Consider the following 14,117-nt stretch of genomic DNA (forward strand, 5'->3'; position numbering starts at 1 on the left):
ATTAATGAGCGTTGTCGTCGCGTACGGAAGACTGTAATGCTTCCGCGAAAGATCGTGCCAGGGTGCGGCGTTGAGCCGGTGAAACGCTGGTATTGATCAAATTAGTTACCATGTTACCCAATACCATAAGGGAAAGGTCGGTTGGCGCTTTGTCTTTCTCAAGAATCTGCGCCATCTCTGCGAGGAGCTTTTCCACGCGTTCGTCACTGTAACGGGATGATTGTGGCATATCGTCGTCTAATCAAGGGTGAAAAGGCGGTATATTACCGTAACAACGCACTTTTTTCCGCAATTTTATCGCAAGCAGAGCGATCAGTTTGTGCTGGTAGTTGAAAGCAGCAGCGGGCGGTGTTTGAATACGCGCCTGAGCTAAAAGGAGAGTCTACCATGAGTCTGGATATCGACCAGATTGCCCTGCATCAGTTAGTTAAACGTGATGAAAACCAGCTGGAACTGGTACTGCGCGACACCTTGCTGCCAGCTACCCGCGCGGTTGAAGAGATGGCGGAAGAGCTGCATCGGGTTTACAGCGCCAAAAGCAAAGCTTACGGCCTGTTTAACCAAGATAGCGAGCTGGCGGATGCGCTGCGTAACTGCCGCAAAGGGGAGGATGACTTTCTGGCATTTAGCCGTGCGGCCACCGGTCGCTTGCGCGATGAGCTGAGTAAATACCCCTTTGCGGAAGGTGGCGTGGTGCTGTTCCTGCACTATCGCTATCTCGCCGTGGAGTATTTGCTGGTCGCGGTATTAAACAGCCAGTCGAGCATGCGCGTGAACGAGCAGCTTGATATCAGCAGCACCCATTATCTCGATATCAACCATGCGGATATCGTGGCGCGTATCGACCTTACCGAATGGGAAACCAATCCGGAATCTACCCGCTATTTAACCTTCCTGCGCGGCCGCGTGGGGCGCAAAGTAGCCGATTTCTTTATGGATTTCCTTGGCGCGAGTGTAGGTCTGGATACCAAAGCGCAAAACCGCGGCTTGCTGCAAGCGGTGGATGATTATTGCGCGGAATCGGACCTCGATAAAAATGAGCGTCAGAATTACCGTCAGCAGGTTTACAGCTACTGCAATGAGCAGCTGCAGGCGGGCGAAGAGATTGCACTGGAAGACCTATCCAGTGAATTACCGCCGCTCGGCGAAAAAACTTTCCAGGCCTTCACCCAGGAACAAGGGTATGAGCTGGAAGAAACCTTCCCAGCCGATCGCAGCACGCTGCGCCAGTTGACCAAATTTGCGGGCAGCGGCGGTGGATTAACATTGAACTTTGACGCGATGTTACTTGGCGAACGTATTTTCTGGGACCCAACGACCGATACGCTGACGATCAAAGGTACGCCGCCGAATCTGCGCGATCAGTTGCAGCGTCGAACCAGCAGCAAATAAATGAAAAAGCCGGGCAGAGAGTTGCCCGGTTTTTTTATATAAGGACTTCCTGATCAGAAAGAATAGTTCAGCGCACCGTTGAGTGCGGTGTCGGTCTGATACTTTCCGCCTGCACTGTGCTTCGCCCCTACCTGCAATGACCAGTTATCGCTGATCGGCCCCTCAAATCCTACATGCAGGCGATAGCGGTTGTCGCTCCACGCGTTGTAGACGCGACTGGCGTGGCTGTCTGCAAGCGTCAGCGTTGAGCCGCTGCTGCCCGGCGAATATTGCTTGCTGATATCAGCGAACAGTGACACCTCTGGCAGCACAGAACCCAGACCACGCTTTCTCAGCGCAATGCCGGGCGATACCGACCACGGCGTGGCGCTGCTTAACGCGATATCGGCATCGTAACCCTGCAGCTGATAGCCCGGCAGATAGCCGACGCGGGTTTCCAGGTAAGGTGAGAAGGTGAAGGAATCATCCAACAGCGCGATTTCACGCCCTGCTTTTACGCTTGCCGCCAGCATCTGGCTGGTGCGCTGCGTGCCTTGTACCTCAAGCGCCGGATCCAGCTTTAAATCCTGACGCAGGTGGATATAGCGTGCCGCCAGGTCGGTAAACCAGCCGCTATCTGCCAGCCAGGTGGCATAGGTGCCGAGAGTACTGAGCTGATTTTTAATCGAGCCCGCACCTTTCGCGCGACCCAAACCGTGGCTGGCTATCAGGCCATACCGCCACGCGCCGTCCTGTTTATCTGCGCCCAGTTCAAACGCCTGCTGCTGAATGTTAACGCCCGCTACGCCGCCGTGGTTATAGCGATAACCGCCCCAGACGCCGTGCATCTGCGCATCGCCATGCAGCGTTTGCGCGCGATCGTTAAGTGAAGCGGTAATTTCACTGAACAGATACTGTCGTGACGCCAGCAGCGCGCGGGTGTTGTGCAGCAGGCCGTTATTATCGCTGATGATAAACCAGTCTTCCGGTTTACCCGGCTCGGGTGCGGGATCGATAACCGGTTCAGGTTTTGGATCCGGAGTCGGGTCGACCACTGGATCCGGCGTCGGCACCGGAACGGGATCAATCACCGGCACCGGCGTTTTCGCGATGATCCACTTCACGCGGCCCGCGTCCTCAATGACCTGATAGTCCGGGGTGTAGAGGGAGAATCCCCGTCCGATCGGCGGCAGGGTGAAGTAGTCATGCGCGGTGCCGGCCGGCGCATCCAGCAATACGATCTGGTTCGGAACCTTATCCGGGAAGGTTTCGCCGAGCATAAAGCCGAGATCAAGCGTGTTGCCGGCGCCCTGCGCCGATTTATCAATGTACAGGCTGTCGCTGATGCCGGTTTGCGGGGCAATACCAAAACCCAGCTGCAGGTTGTTGGCATACAGATCTTCTACCCACAGCTGTTTAGGCTGCCAGGTTTTATCGTCATCGGCGAGCGTCGAGATAATGCCGCCCTGCGGCGCGCTGAGGCGCTGCATGCGGCTGTCGCCCGTCAGGTTCCAGAAGGTTTCACCCGACATCGTAACCCGCGCGGCATTTCGGTCGGTGATGCGGCCACGTAAGTCGATCTTACCGAGATGAAGTTCAGCCTGGTCGCCCAGAGTGATATCGCCGTGTACCGTACTGGCGGGCAGGGCGCGTAACGCTGCTGCATCACGCGCTGCGGTTTCGCAGGAAGTTGCAGTGCTCTGTACCGGCGAAACGCAGCGTAAAATCTGGTGTTGATCGTCCGCTCCGGGCTGGTAACCCAGCAGCACCTGGCTGTTGTCACCGGCCTGAATGTTGGCTTTCACCTGCGCGTATTCGCCCACCTGTAGCCGCGTGTTACTGGCGGCGACGATGTTGTCGGCAATAAAGGTTGAGGTGTACCAGTCGTCATCGATGATCAGGCCGCCGGCGTGCGGCACCGGCTGGCCGGAGAGCAGCAGCGTGCCGTTATTCACATTAATGTTGCCGTTGATATTACTGCCGCCGGTCAGCGCCAGCCTGGCAGCAGACATTTCCGGGGAGAAATCAAAGTTAAACTGGCCGTTGACGCCGTCCGGATCGTAAGAGCCGATATAGCCGCGGTAGACCAGATTATTGAACTGCATGGCGCGGTAGGCTCGCGCTTCTTCTGCGTCAAAACCGATATATTTCCAGTAGCTATTGTCCTGCTGATTGGTCGGGAACCAGCTGTAGGTGCTGGTTTTAAGCTGGAAGTATTCAATGCGCTGCGAGCGGTCGTTCCAGTCTTCGTAAATATCGCCAATAGTGCCTGCATGGGTGGCAGAATCCCACTCCTGAATGGTGATATCAGCAGGTTTGAAGCCGGTCAGCGTCAGGCTGGCAGCGCGATCGGCGCTCTGGTTTATCAGCGTGGCACCGCTGTCGGTGTGGTTAATTTTTTTCATCGTCAGGTCGTGGCCGTTCAGATCGAGCCTGCCGCCGCGATAGCCGAAGAAAATATCGTCGCCTGCAACCTGGTTATCGCCATTGAGAACGACCGTCGGGCGGCCGCTGACGATCATCACTCGTGAGAAAGCCTGCTGATTGCCCTGATCGTCGGCCTGCTGATCGAGAATGACGGTGCCGTCGCCGACGTTGAGGCCGCCTTGGTTTTTGCCTTTGGCGTTGACGTGCAGCGTACCAGCGCCAATTTTATGCAGGTCATCATCGGCAAGGCCATTGACCTGCCACAGCACCTTTTTGCCCGCGTCGACTTCAATACCGCCGCCAACCCAGGTGGCAGTAGCGGCCTCCGCTGATTTCACGGTGTAGTTATTTGAGAACTGTAGCTTGCCAGCACCGAGATTAACGGCATCGCTCAGGATGATGTCACCGCCCGCGCCGTTGAAGCGGATATCTTTGCTGGCATCAAGCTCATCAAAACTGGCATTAACCGGAGCAAGATGACGATATTTTCCGTCCAAACCCTGCCAGCTCCAGTTTTGATCTCCCTGATTGATTGATGCGGGATCCCAGACAATATTTCCCGCACCTGCAATGTCAGTTACATCGGGTGAAATATTATCTGCCACAATTTTATCGAAAAAATCATCAGGGATTAATGAAGCATAAGACTCCCTGGTATAGGGTGGGCTACCATATCTGCTACCAGAATGGGCAGCTGCTAATTTCCATTGTTTATCGAATGAATCATAAACGTAGACAGGACTACCACTATCACCGGGCTGGGTAGTAATAGAGAGTGGCGTCGATAGTGGGCTACCAGGGGCGTACTGCTTGTAATAAAAGTAATTCTTTGTGAACTCGACGACAGCTGGATTAATAACACCTCCTGCAAGCCATTTGTATGCGCCTGAGATTTGGTTAACATCCGTTAAGTCGTCATTAATCTGAACCATACCTCCTGAACCAACGCGAGCATAGGCGGTATATCGTGTCCCATGGCCTGCCTTTAATTCACTGTTTTCTACGCGTCCAACAGGTGCGACTTCCGTTACAACCTTATTCAGGCGTGGAAACATGAAGTCCTGATCAATCGCGTCAGATACGGCGTTGCGATTAATAAAATGGTAGCGCTGAGCATATTCTGACGGGCCACCAAAAAAAACGCTGGTCAAGTCTTTTACATGGCGCGCGCTCATCATATAAGACGGTGCCGTTAACACCGCATAACCCCGACGAGATACACTGCTCATGTCCGGCATCGGGAAATCAAGATAGCCGTCCAGCTCGCCATTTTTTTTATAAACCGGAATATTACTCACCCCGACGCGGTATTTGCCCATATTTTCCGCAAAGTCGCGATAGTCCTGCACATTGGTGTCATGCCGCATAACGCCTGCCGAGGAAGACAGGCAGATAAACAGCGTGCCGTAAGAGATGATGTTGGCTTTTTTCACATGAATTCCCTTTCTCATAATTCCCTAAAGTCAAGAAGAAAGGCGTCATAGTTTCATGTAATCGCGCAAAGCTTACGCAGAAACGTCTCAAAGAATTAAGCGGGCAGGAGGGGTAAACGCGGGATTTTAACGCAGGATTTTAGACAAAATAAAAGGGCCGGTTTCGCAACCGACCCTTCTACCAACAACTCATTCAGCGATTAAGCGCGAACGAAGTCGATGTGGTGCAGTTTTGGCTTGAACGGATGACGCTGTACCGCCTGAGCTTTAACCTTCACTTCTTTACCATCAACAACGATGGTCAGCACTTCGCTGTAGAACTCAGGTTTAACCTGCACGTTCATTACGGCGTCGTGGTCCAGTTCGATAGCAACTGGTGCTTCATTACCGCCATAGATGATGGCTGGGAATTTGTTTGCTACACGCAGGCGGCGGCTCGCACCCTTACCCTGGTCTTTACGTACTTCAGCGTTAATAGTGAACATTTGATATCTCTTCAATAATTCCTGCTACAGGCGACCCAGCAACAGGACGGTTATTCAAACTGCTTTTACGGATGCAAAAGCGGGCGGCATTATAGCCCCAAAGGGGGGGCAGGGGCAAATGATTCCGCCGCTCAGCGCAGTTCGTTGGCGCGACGATAACGTCCTTGATAATCAAACATTTTTTCACGAATCTGCCAGAAATGGCCTTTCGCACGTGCTACCACAAAATCGGGATGGCGCAGCAAGGGTTGCAGCGCAATGACATCGGCAGCGGTTTGCCATCCAAGTTCCACGCCTGGCGCGCGCTGATGCGGACGCATAAACACTTGCTCAAAAGCTTTGCGCTGCGCCGGCGTTTGCAGGCGAAAACGCTCGCTTACGCTGGTGCCATCTTCATCAAAATAGCTGGCCTTAAGCCATTCGCCTTTGTCGTCGCGTCCTTGTTCCAGCGTCATGCCGGCACAGCGCAGTACGCGCGCATCTTTCAACTTCAACGCGGCTTTCAGCATATCGTCAGGATCGACCAAAATTTTGTCGCACTGCTGGCAGCGGCGGGCGGCGATGTCATTCTCGGCACCGCAATCCGGACAGCTTTTAAAACGAAAACGATAGTCACACTGTTCGCGCTGGCCTTCATCATCTTCCAGCACACCCTGACAGCGGCGACCAAAATGCTCAATGATGTGGCCATCTTCCGTTGCTTTGCCCCAGAAAGTATTGGCGAAACCGCAAGCGGGACAAAAAACCTGCACCGGCTGATTATCGCTGGCGCCTTTTGGTGCGCCCACTTCCGGCGTGAAAAGATCGTGCGGATTACCGGCGTAATCGAGCACCAGACAATCAGTTTTGCCGGGCGAGAGCCGCAGGCCGCGACCAACAATTTGCTGATACAAACTTACCGATTCGGTGGGGCGCAAAATCGCGATCAGATCAACATGCGGTGCATCAAATCCGGTGGTCAGGACCGCCACGTTGACCAGAAACTTCAGCTGTTGCGCTTTGAACTCGCCAATCAACCGATCGCGATCTTTCACCGCGGTTTCCGCCGACACCAGCGCGCTGTTCTCTGGCAACAGCGTCAGGATTTCTCGCGCATGTTCCACAGTGGAAGCAAACACCATTACGCCGTGCCTGTCCTCAGCAAACTCCACGATCTGGCGGATAATATGTGGCGTCACGCGATGCTGCTGTTTCAGCTCGCGGTTAAGATCGGCCTCACTAAACAAGCCGTTATTTTGTGGAATCAACCGGCTGAAATCATACTGCACCACCGGCATATCCAACCGCTCCGGCGGCACCAGAAAACTGTGTTTAATCATGTAGCGTAACGGCAGCTCATAAATGCAGTCGCGGAACAGCGCTTTCTCATCACCGCGCACCATGCCGTGATAGTGGAACTGATAAATCCAGCCTTTACCGAGGCGGAAGGGCGTGGCGGTTAATCCCAGCAAACGTAGGCTGGGATTGTGCTGACGCAGATGAGCGAACAGCTGCTGATACTGGCTCTCTTCGTTATCACTAATGCGATGACATTCATCAACAATCACCAGTGAAAAGGCGCTGTCGAAGCGATCAAGATTACGTGCTACCGATTGCACGCTGCCAAATACCACTTTGCTTTCACTTTGTTTGCGTTGTAAACCGGCGGCGAAGATATCCGCTTGCAGGCCATATGCCTGATATTTGCTGTGGTTCTGCTCCACCAATTCTTTGACATGGGCCAACACCAGTACACGTCCGCGCGCCAGCCTTGCCAGCTCAGCAATTACCAGGCTTTTTCCCGCACCGGTCGGCAACACAATCACCGCAGGCGTGGTATGACGGCGGAAATGGTTGAGGGTGGCGTCAACCGCCTCTTGTTGGTATGGGCGCAGAGTGAATGACATCGGGGCAAACTTTTTTCTGGAACGGGCGCGCATTATGTCATGAAAGCAGCTGAAACGCAGGATCGCCTCTGTTAGCCGCAGCGGGTTCCCGCTATACTGCCCACACCTTATTCAGGGACAAAACACCGTTTCAGTTTCCCCGCAGTAACAGGCAAAACGAATTCATGCGACTCGAAAAATTCATATCTCAGCAGCTGGAAGTCAGCCGTGCTATCGCTGGACGCGAAATCCGCGCCAAAAAAGTCACGATCAACGGCGAAGTGGTCCGCGATGCGGCTTACAAAGTATTGCCAGACGATGAAGTCGAATATGACGGCAATCCGCTGGTGGTACAGCAAGGCCCGCGCTATTTCATGCTGAACAAGCCGCAGGGTTACGTCTGTTCAACCGACGATCCCGATCATCCTACCGTGCTGTTCTTCATTGAAGAGCCGGCGGCGTTCAAGCTGCATGCGGCAGGGCGCCTGGATATCGATACCACCGGTTTAGTACTGTTAACCGATGATGGGCAATGGTCGCACCGTATTACTTCACCAAAGCATCACCTTGAAAAAACCTATCTGGTGGAAGTGGAAGAGCCGATCGATCCTTCCCTGGTGGAGAAATTTGCGGCGGGCGTACAGCTGCACAATGAAAAAGATCTCACCAAACCGGCGGTGCTGGAGATTCTTGATGAGAAGGCCGCGCGTCTGACGATCAGTGAAGGGCGCTATCATCAGGTCAAACGCATGTTTGCTGCGATGGGTAATCACGTTTCAGCGCTGCATCGTGAACGCATCGGTGACATCGAACTGGATGACGATCTCGGTGAAGGTGAATATCGCGAGCTGACCCAGGAAGAGGTTGATAGCATCGGCCTGCCTGAAGAGCTTAAACAACGTAAATAGCAGGAGAACGCGGTGCGTAAGGAAAAGAATTCACCGGTTGGCTTAGTGATCATTCTCGGATTGCTGGCGATGTTGATGCCGCTCTCTATCGATATGTATCTGCCAGCAATGCCGCAAATCGCCCGCGAATTCGCGGTATCGGCTGGCAGCGTACAGATGACGCTCAACCTTTACATCCTCGGGTTTGCCATCGGCCAGTTAGTATACGGGCCTTTGGCGGACAGCTATGGACGTAAGCCGGTGATCGTGCTGGGAACGCTGATCTTTGCCTGCGCCGCAGCGGCTTGCGCGTTATCACAAACCATCGATCAGCTGATCTTTATGCGTTTCCTGCACGGCTTATCTGCTGCCGCAGCCAGCGTGGTGATCAACGCCCTGATGCGCGATACCTACTCGAAAGAGGACTTCTCGCGCATGATGTCGTTTGTCATGTTGGTCACCACCATCGCGCCGCTGCTGGCGCCGATCATCGGTGGCTGGCTGCTACTGCTGTGGAACTGGCACGCGATCTTCTGGACGCTGGCAGGTGCGGCACTGATTACGACGGTGCTGGTGGTGACACAGATCCGTGAAACGCTGAAGCCCGAGCAGCGCCAGCGTTTTCATCTGCGGACGACGATGAGCAACTTCGTGGCGTTAGTGCGCCATAAGCGCGCATTTAGCTATATGCTGGCAAGCGGATTTTCTTTTGCCGGTCTGTTTACCTTCCTCAACGCCGGCCCCTTCGTTTACATCGAAGTGAATCACGTTTCGCCACAAAACTTCGGCTATTACTTCGGTCTGAACGTGGTGTTCTTATTCGTGATGACATTGATCAACAGCCGCGCGGTGCGCCGCTTTGGTCCGCTGAAAATGTTTCGCCTTGGGCTAGTGATTCAGTTCGCCATGGGCGTTTGGCTGCTTATCTCTAGCGCGCTGGATTTAGGTTTCCTCTCGCTGGTGTTTGGTGTAGCGATGTTCATTGGCTGCGTATCGACGGTATCGTCGAATGCGATGGCGGTGATTCTTGATGAGTTCCCGCATATGGCCGGCACCGCTTCATCACTGGCCGGTACGCTGCGCTTTGGCGTGGGCGCATTAGTCGGGGCACTGCTGTCGTTGGTGAGTATTAACAGCGCCTGGCCAATGGTGGCTACCATCGCGCTGTGTGCCACCGTTTCAATTGTGCTGTTTACCTATGCATCACGCCCGCATCATTCGGTTTAAGTTATTGCGGTCGCCATGAATGGCGACCCTACATGCCTGAAATCCCAACCTTTTCCGTAGGGTCGTCATTTATGACGACCTGGTATTTATTCAAATCTCATCTCACCGCTCGCGAATCCCCATTCATTCGTTATGCTTAATGTTTCCGTAATGTGAAAATTTATAGATAAAAAAGTAACGACATTGCGTCTAAAATGATTGTTAACGGCGGCTGAACAGGGTAAACATAGGCCTAAATGTGAGAAGCCTCGCAAATTATCTATTAGCTACACGCTTTGTGCTTAAAACAAGAAGGCAAACCAAGTCCGCATTCTGAGCTAACCAGGTTGGGATTCACCGCGTTATGCCGTCGTCGTGAATAAAGTAAACGTCTCTGGGGGCCGTATAACTATGCTGCAACTTTCTGTTGTGCATCGCTTGCCACAACATTATCGCTGGTCGGTTGATCATGTAGGTGAAATAGAGCGTCAGGAAACGGCGGATGGCGTGCATGCCGGGGATTTAGTGGTGCTGCGTCTGCTCAGCCACGATGGTCATCCGGCGTTGGAAATTCTGCACCAGCTGCAAGAAACGCTGGCGCAAATTCAGGTCGAGTGCAAAATCGCCGAGTGTGAAGGGCAGCCGTGTCTACTGATTCGGCGTGATGATGAAAGCGCGACCAATTGCTGCCTGAAAAATCAGGGCGTCGCCATTGCTGAAACCTTCGATGGTCATTAATTGATGTCTTTACCCTGTGCGGAAGCCAATAGCTGGCGTGTGTATTCAGCCGTTGGTGCATTAAACAGCGTATCGCAGTCACCTTGTTCCACCACCTCGCCCTGCCGCAGCACAATGAGCTGATGGCAGAGTGCGCGTACTACCTGCAAATCATGGCTAATAAACAGGTAAGCCAGCTGATGCTGCTGCTGTAAGCGGCGCAGCAAGGTCAGGATCTGTTTCTGCACGGAACGATCGAGTGAAGAAGTCGGTTCATCTAACACAATAAGCTGGGGTTCAAGAATCAGCGCCCGGGCGATGGCAATACGCTGACGCTGGCCACCCGAAAACTCGGCGGGATAGCGGTTACGGCTATCGGTATCCAGCCCGACCTCCTGCATCACCGCAATCACCTTTTCTTCTTGTGCGGCCGCGCTGAGTTCAGGACGATGCACCGCTAACCCTTCGGCAATCACTTGCTGCACCGTCATACGCGGATTGAGCGATGAATTAGGATCCTGGAACACCACCTGGATGCGCTGGCGCAGCGGCAGCAATTGTTTCGGTGAGAGCTGATGCAGCGGCTGATCCTCAAACCAAATCTCTCCGCGTGCGGTAATCAAACGCAGCAGAGCCAGACCGGTGGTACTTTTGCCGGATCCCGATTCTCCTACCAGTCCAAGGCTTTCACCCCGGCGTAGCGTAAAGCTAAGATCTTGCAGCGCCATTTTTTCCGCTACGGTACGCCGCAGTAGGCCACGACGGATAGGGAAGCCAACCTGCAGGTTTTTCACCTGCAGCAGCGGTTGCGCATTGTTCAGCGGCACCGGTCTACCATCCGGTTCTGCGTCCAGGAGCTCGCGGGTGTAGGCCTGCTGCGGCTGACTTAACAGTAAATCGCAGCGGTTGTGTTCGATGGTGCGCCCATTGCGCATCACCGTAACGCTATGCGCCAGCTGGCGCACAATGTTGAGGTTGTGCGTAATGAATAGCATGCCCATATTCAGTTCACGCTGCAGTTCGCGTAGCAGCTGCAAAATCTGAGCCTGAACCGTGACATCCAGCGCGGTGGTCGGTTCATCCGCAATCAGCAGCTTCGGCTGGGTAAGTAACGCCATGGCGATCATCACACGCTGGCGCTCGCCGCCTGATAGCTGGTGCGGAAAATCCTGCAGGCGCGATGCCGCATTGTGGATGCCAACGCGATCGAGGCAGCTCAGCATCTCTCCGCGTGCCGCTTCGCGACGCATGCCACGATGCACAGAAAGCACTTCGTACAGCTGCTTTTCCACGTTGTGCAACGGATTGAGCGATACCATGGGTTCTTGAAAGATCATCGCCACCTGGTTGCCACGCAGTCCACGCATCGTGCGCTCGCTGGCCTGCAAAATATCCTGTCCGTTGAACAGAATTTCACCCTGCGGATAGTTGACCGGCGGCTGCGGCAATAAGCGCATGATCGACAGCGCAGTGACGCTTTTCCCTGAGCCGGATTCCCCCACTAGCGCCAACGTTTCGCCCGCATCGATACGCAGCGAGATATCGTCCACTACGCGGCGATCGCCAAATGCCACCGCCAGATGATTAACCGTTAACAGGCTCATTTAGCGTCCTCGACTCGGGTCAAAAGCATCGCGTACTGCTTCACCAATAAAAATCAGCAGCGACAGTAGCAGGGCGAGGGCAAAAAAGCCGGCAAGGCCTAACCACGGTGCCTGTAAATTATTTTTTCCCTGCAGCAGCAGCTCACCCAGTGACGGCGACCCGATCGGCAAACCAAAGCCGAGGAAATCCAGCGATGTCAGGGTGGTGATTGAAGCGCAGAGAATAAAAGGTAGAAACGTCAGCGTTGCCACCATGGCGTTGGGCAACATGTGACGCAGCATAATGCGGCTGTCGCTAACGCCAAGCGCACGTGCGGCACGAATATAATCATAATTACGCGTGCGCAGAAATTCGGCGCGCACCACACTTACCAGACTCATCCAGCCAAACACCACCGTGACCAGCAGCAGCCACCAGAAATTGGGCTGAATCACGCTGGATAGCAGAATCAGCAAGAACAGCGAAGGCATGCCGGACCACACTTCAATCAGGCGCTGGCCGATCAGATCAATGAGTCCACCAAAATAGCCCTGTACTGCCCCCACCACGATGCCAATCACACTGGAAAACAGCGTTAACAGAATGCCAAATAGCAGTGAGATGCGCGTGCCATACAGCAAACGCGCCAGCACATCACCGCCGTTGGCATCGGTACCCAGCCAGTTTTGCATGGAAGGCGGGGAAGGGAAGGGCACATCGGTGGCGAAATTGATGGTGCTATCGCCAAAGCGAATCGGTGCCCAAATCGCCCAACCTTGCTGAGCAATACGCTGTTTCAGCCACGGATCCTGATAGTCAGCGGGGGTGGCGAAATCGCCGCCGTAATCACTTTCGCTGTAGTTGAACAACAGCGGCATATACCAGCGTTGCTGATAGTGCACCAGCAGCGGTTTGTCGTTGGCCAGCAACTCGGCACCCAATGACAGAACAAAAATGATCAGGAAAATCCACAGCGACCAGTAACCACGGCGGTTATGACGAAAACGCTGCCAGCGCTGCTGGTTTACAGGAGATAAACGCATCAGCGTCCCTCAAAATCAATGCGCGGATCGACCAGCGTGTAGGTGAGATCGCTGAGAATGTTCATGAGCAGACCAATTAGCGTGAAAATATACAGCGTGCCGAACATCACCGGATAATCGCGCTGAATGGTGGCGTCATAGCCGAGCAGGCCCATACCGTTGAGTGAGAACATCACCTCAATCAACACCGAACTGGTGAAAAACATGCTGATAAAGGTGGCGGGGAAGCCGGCAATCACCAGCAGCATGGCATTACGGAACACGTGACCGTACAGCACCCGCTTTTCATCCAACCCTTTTGCACGCGCGGTAACCACATATTGTTTACGAATCTCATCGAGAAACGAGTTTTTGGTCAGCATGGTCAGCGTGGCGAAACCGCCAATCACCGTGGCCAGCACCGGCAGCGTGATGTGCCAAAGATAATCGGTGATTTTGCTATACCAGGGCAGCGTATCAAATTGCGGAGAGGTCAGGCCGCGCAGTGGGAACCAGTCGAAATAGCTGCCGCCCGCGAACAGGACAATCAGCATGATGCCGAACAGAAATGCTGGAATAGAATTACCGATGATAATAAAGATGCTGCTCCAGATATCGAAGGGGCTGCCGTTGCGTACCGCCTTTTTAATGCCGAGCGGAATCGATACCAGATAAATAATTATCGTGCTCCACAAACCAAGACTTATCGAGACCGGCAAACTCTCTTTGATCAGCTGCAGCACCGAGGCGCTACGGAACAGACTGTCGCCAAAATCAAAGCGAATGTAGTTCCACAGCATTTCACCGTAACGCTGCAAGAGCGGTTTATCGAAGCCGTAGCGATGTTTAATCTCTGCAATCACTTCCGGATCGAGGCCGCGCGCGCCGCGGTACTGGCTATCGCCGGGATTATCGCGTAGCAAGGCCCCGCGCGTGCCGCTATCACTGCCGCCAGAGCCGGGAATGCCGGTGCTGTGACCAAACTGCACGTTGGCCAATGCCTGATCTACCGGGCCGCCCGGTGCGATCTGCACAATAAAGAAGTTCAGGGTGATAATCGCCCATAAGGTGGGGATGATCAGCAGTAACCTGCGTAAAAAATAGGCTGCCAAACTGCGCT

Annotated in this window: 11 protein-coding genes; 4 read left to right on the top strand and 7 right to left on the bottom strand. The window is 53.9% G+C overall.

The features are described 5' to 3' along the window. Position 1: 1 nt before the first annotated feature. A complete protein-coding gene (locus AAGR08_RS05500) occupies positions 2–229 on the bottom strand; it encodes a YejL family protein (RefSeq protein WP_007889427.1) in 228 nt (75 codons plus the stop codon). A 158-nt stretch (positions 230–387) separates the two neighbouring features. Between AAGR08_RS05500 and yejK the strand changes: the two genes are divergently transcribed. Then, on the top strand, positions 388–1,392 hold the full coding sequence (yejK, locus tag AAGR08_RS05505) for a nucleoid-associated protein YejK (RefSeq protein ID WP_345828942.1): 1,005 nt from the start codon (positions 388–390) through the stop codon (positions 1,390–1,392). 53 nt (positions 1,393–1,445) lie between these two features. On the opposite strand, the gene AAGR08_RS05510 is transcribed toward yejK, so the two are convergent. The 3 genes from AAGR08_RS05510 to AAGR08_RS05520 all read right to left on the bottom strand — a co-directional run bounded on the left by AAGR08_RS05510 (position 1,446) and on the right by AAGR08_RS05520 (position 7,602). Further along, complete coding sequence (locus AAGR08_RS05510; protein ID WP_345828944.1) at positions 1,446–5,231, bottom strand: S6 family peptidase; 3,786 nt, start codon at positions 5,229–5,231, stop codon at positions 1,446–1,448. Positions 5,232–5,431: 200 nt separating this feature from the next. Continuing rightward, positions 5,432–5,716, bottom strand: coding sequence for a 50S ribosomal protein L25 (gene rplY, locus AAGR08_RS05515; protein ID WP_097096629.1), 285 nt, complete (start codon positions 5,714–5,716; stop codon positions 5,432–5,434). A gap of 131 nt (positions 5,717–5,847) precedes the next feature. Next, on the bottom strand, positions 5,848–7,602 hold the full coding sequence (locus AAGR08_RS05520; RefSeq protein ID WP_345828947.1) for a DEAD/DEAH box helicase: 1,755 nt from the start codon (positions 7,600–7,602) through the stop codon (positions 5,848–5,850). A 164-nt stretch (positions 7,603–7,766) separates the two neighbouring features. On the opposite strand from AAGR08_RS05520, the gene rsuA reads away from it, so the two are divergent. From rsuA to AAGR08_RS05535, 3 genes are all read left to right on the top strand, one after another. Next, positions 7,767–8,489, top strand: coding sequence for a 16S rRNA pseudouridine(516) synthase RsuA (rsuA, locus tag AAGR08_RS05525; RefSeq protein WP_097096631.1), 723 nt, complete (start codon positions 7,767–7,769; stop codon positions 8,487–8,489). A 12-nt stretch (positions 8,490–8,501) separates the two neighbouring features. Continuing rightward, positions 8,502–9,695, top strand: coding sequence for a Bcr/CflA family multidrug efflux MFS transporter (locus AAGR08_RS05530; RefSeq protein WP_345828948.1), 1,194 nt, complete (start codon positions 8,502–8,504; stop codon positions 9,693–9,695). Positions 9,696–10,085: 390 nt separating this feature from the next. After that, the gene (locus AAGR08_RS05535; RefSeq protein ID WP_097096633.1) at positions 10,086–10,412 is read left to right on the top strand and encodes a hypothetical protein; all 327 of its coding nucleotides are present in this window, start codon (positions 10,086–10,088) and stop codon (positions 10,410–10,412) included. On the opposite strand, the gene yejF is transcribed toward AAGR08_RS05535, so the two are convergent. The 3 genes from yejF to AAGR08_RS05550 are packed head-to-tail and all read right to left on the bottom strand — an operon-like array spanning position 10,409 to position 14,109. Then, complete coding sequence (gene yejF, locus AAGR08_RS05540; protein WP_345828951.1) at positions 10,409–11,995, bottom strand: microcin C ABC transporter ATP-binding protein YejF; 1,587 nt, start codon at positions 11,993–11,995, stop codon at positions 10,409–10,411. The two genes, AAGR08_RS05535 and yejF, sit on opposite strands and share 4 nt — an antisense overlap. Beyond that, a complete protein-coding gene (locus tag AAGR08_RS05545; protein WP_097096635.1) occupies positions 11,996–13,018 on the bottom strand; it encodes a microcin C ABC transporter permease in 1,023 nt (340 codons plus the stop codon). Then, on the bottom strand, positions 13,018–14,109 hold the full coding sequence (locus AAGR08_RS05550) for a microcin C ABC transporter permease YejB (RefSeq protein WP_097096636.1): 1,092 nt from the start codon (positions 14,107–14,109) through the stop codon (positions 13,018–13,020). The genes AAGR08_RS05545 and AAGR08_RS05550 overlap by 1 nt, the downstream gene beginning before the upstream one ends. Positions 14,110–14,117: the final 8 nt, after the last annotated feature.

Source organism: Pantoea sp. BRR-3P, from assembly GCF_039621635.1.
Taxonomy (GTDB): domain Bacteria; phylum Pseudomonadota; class Gammaproteobacteria; order Enterobacterales; family Enterobacteriaceae; genus Pantoea; species Pantoea floridensis.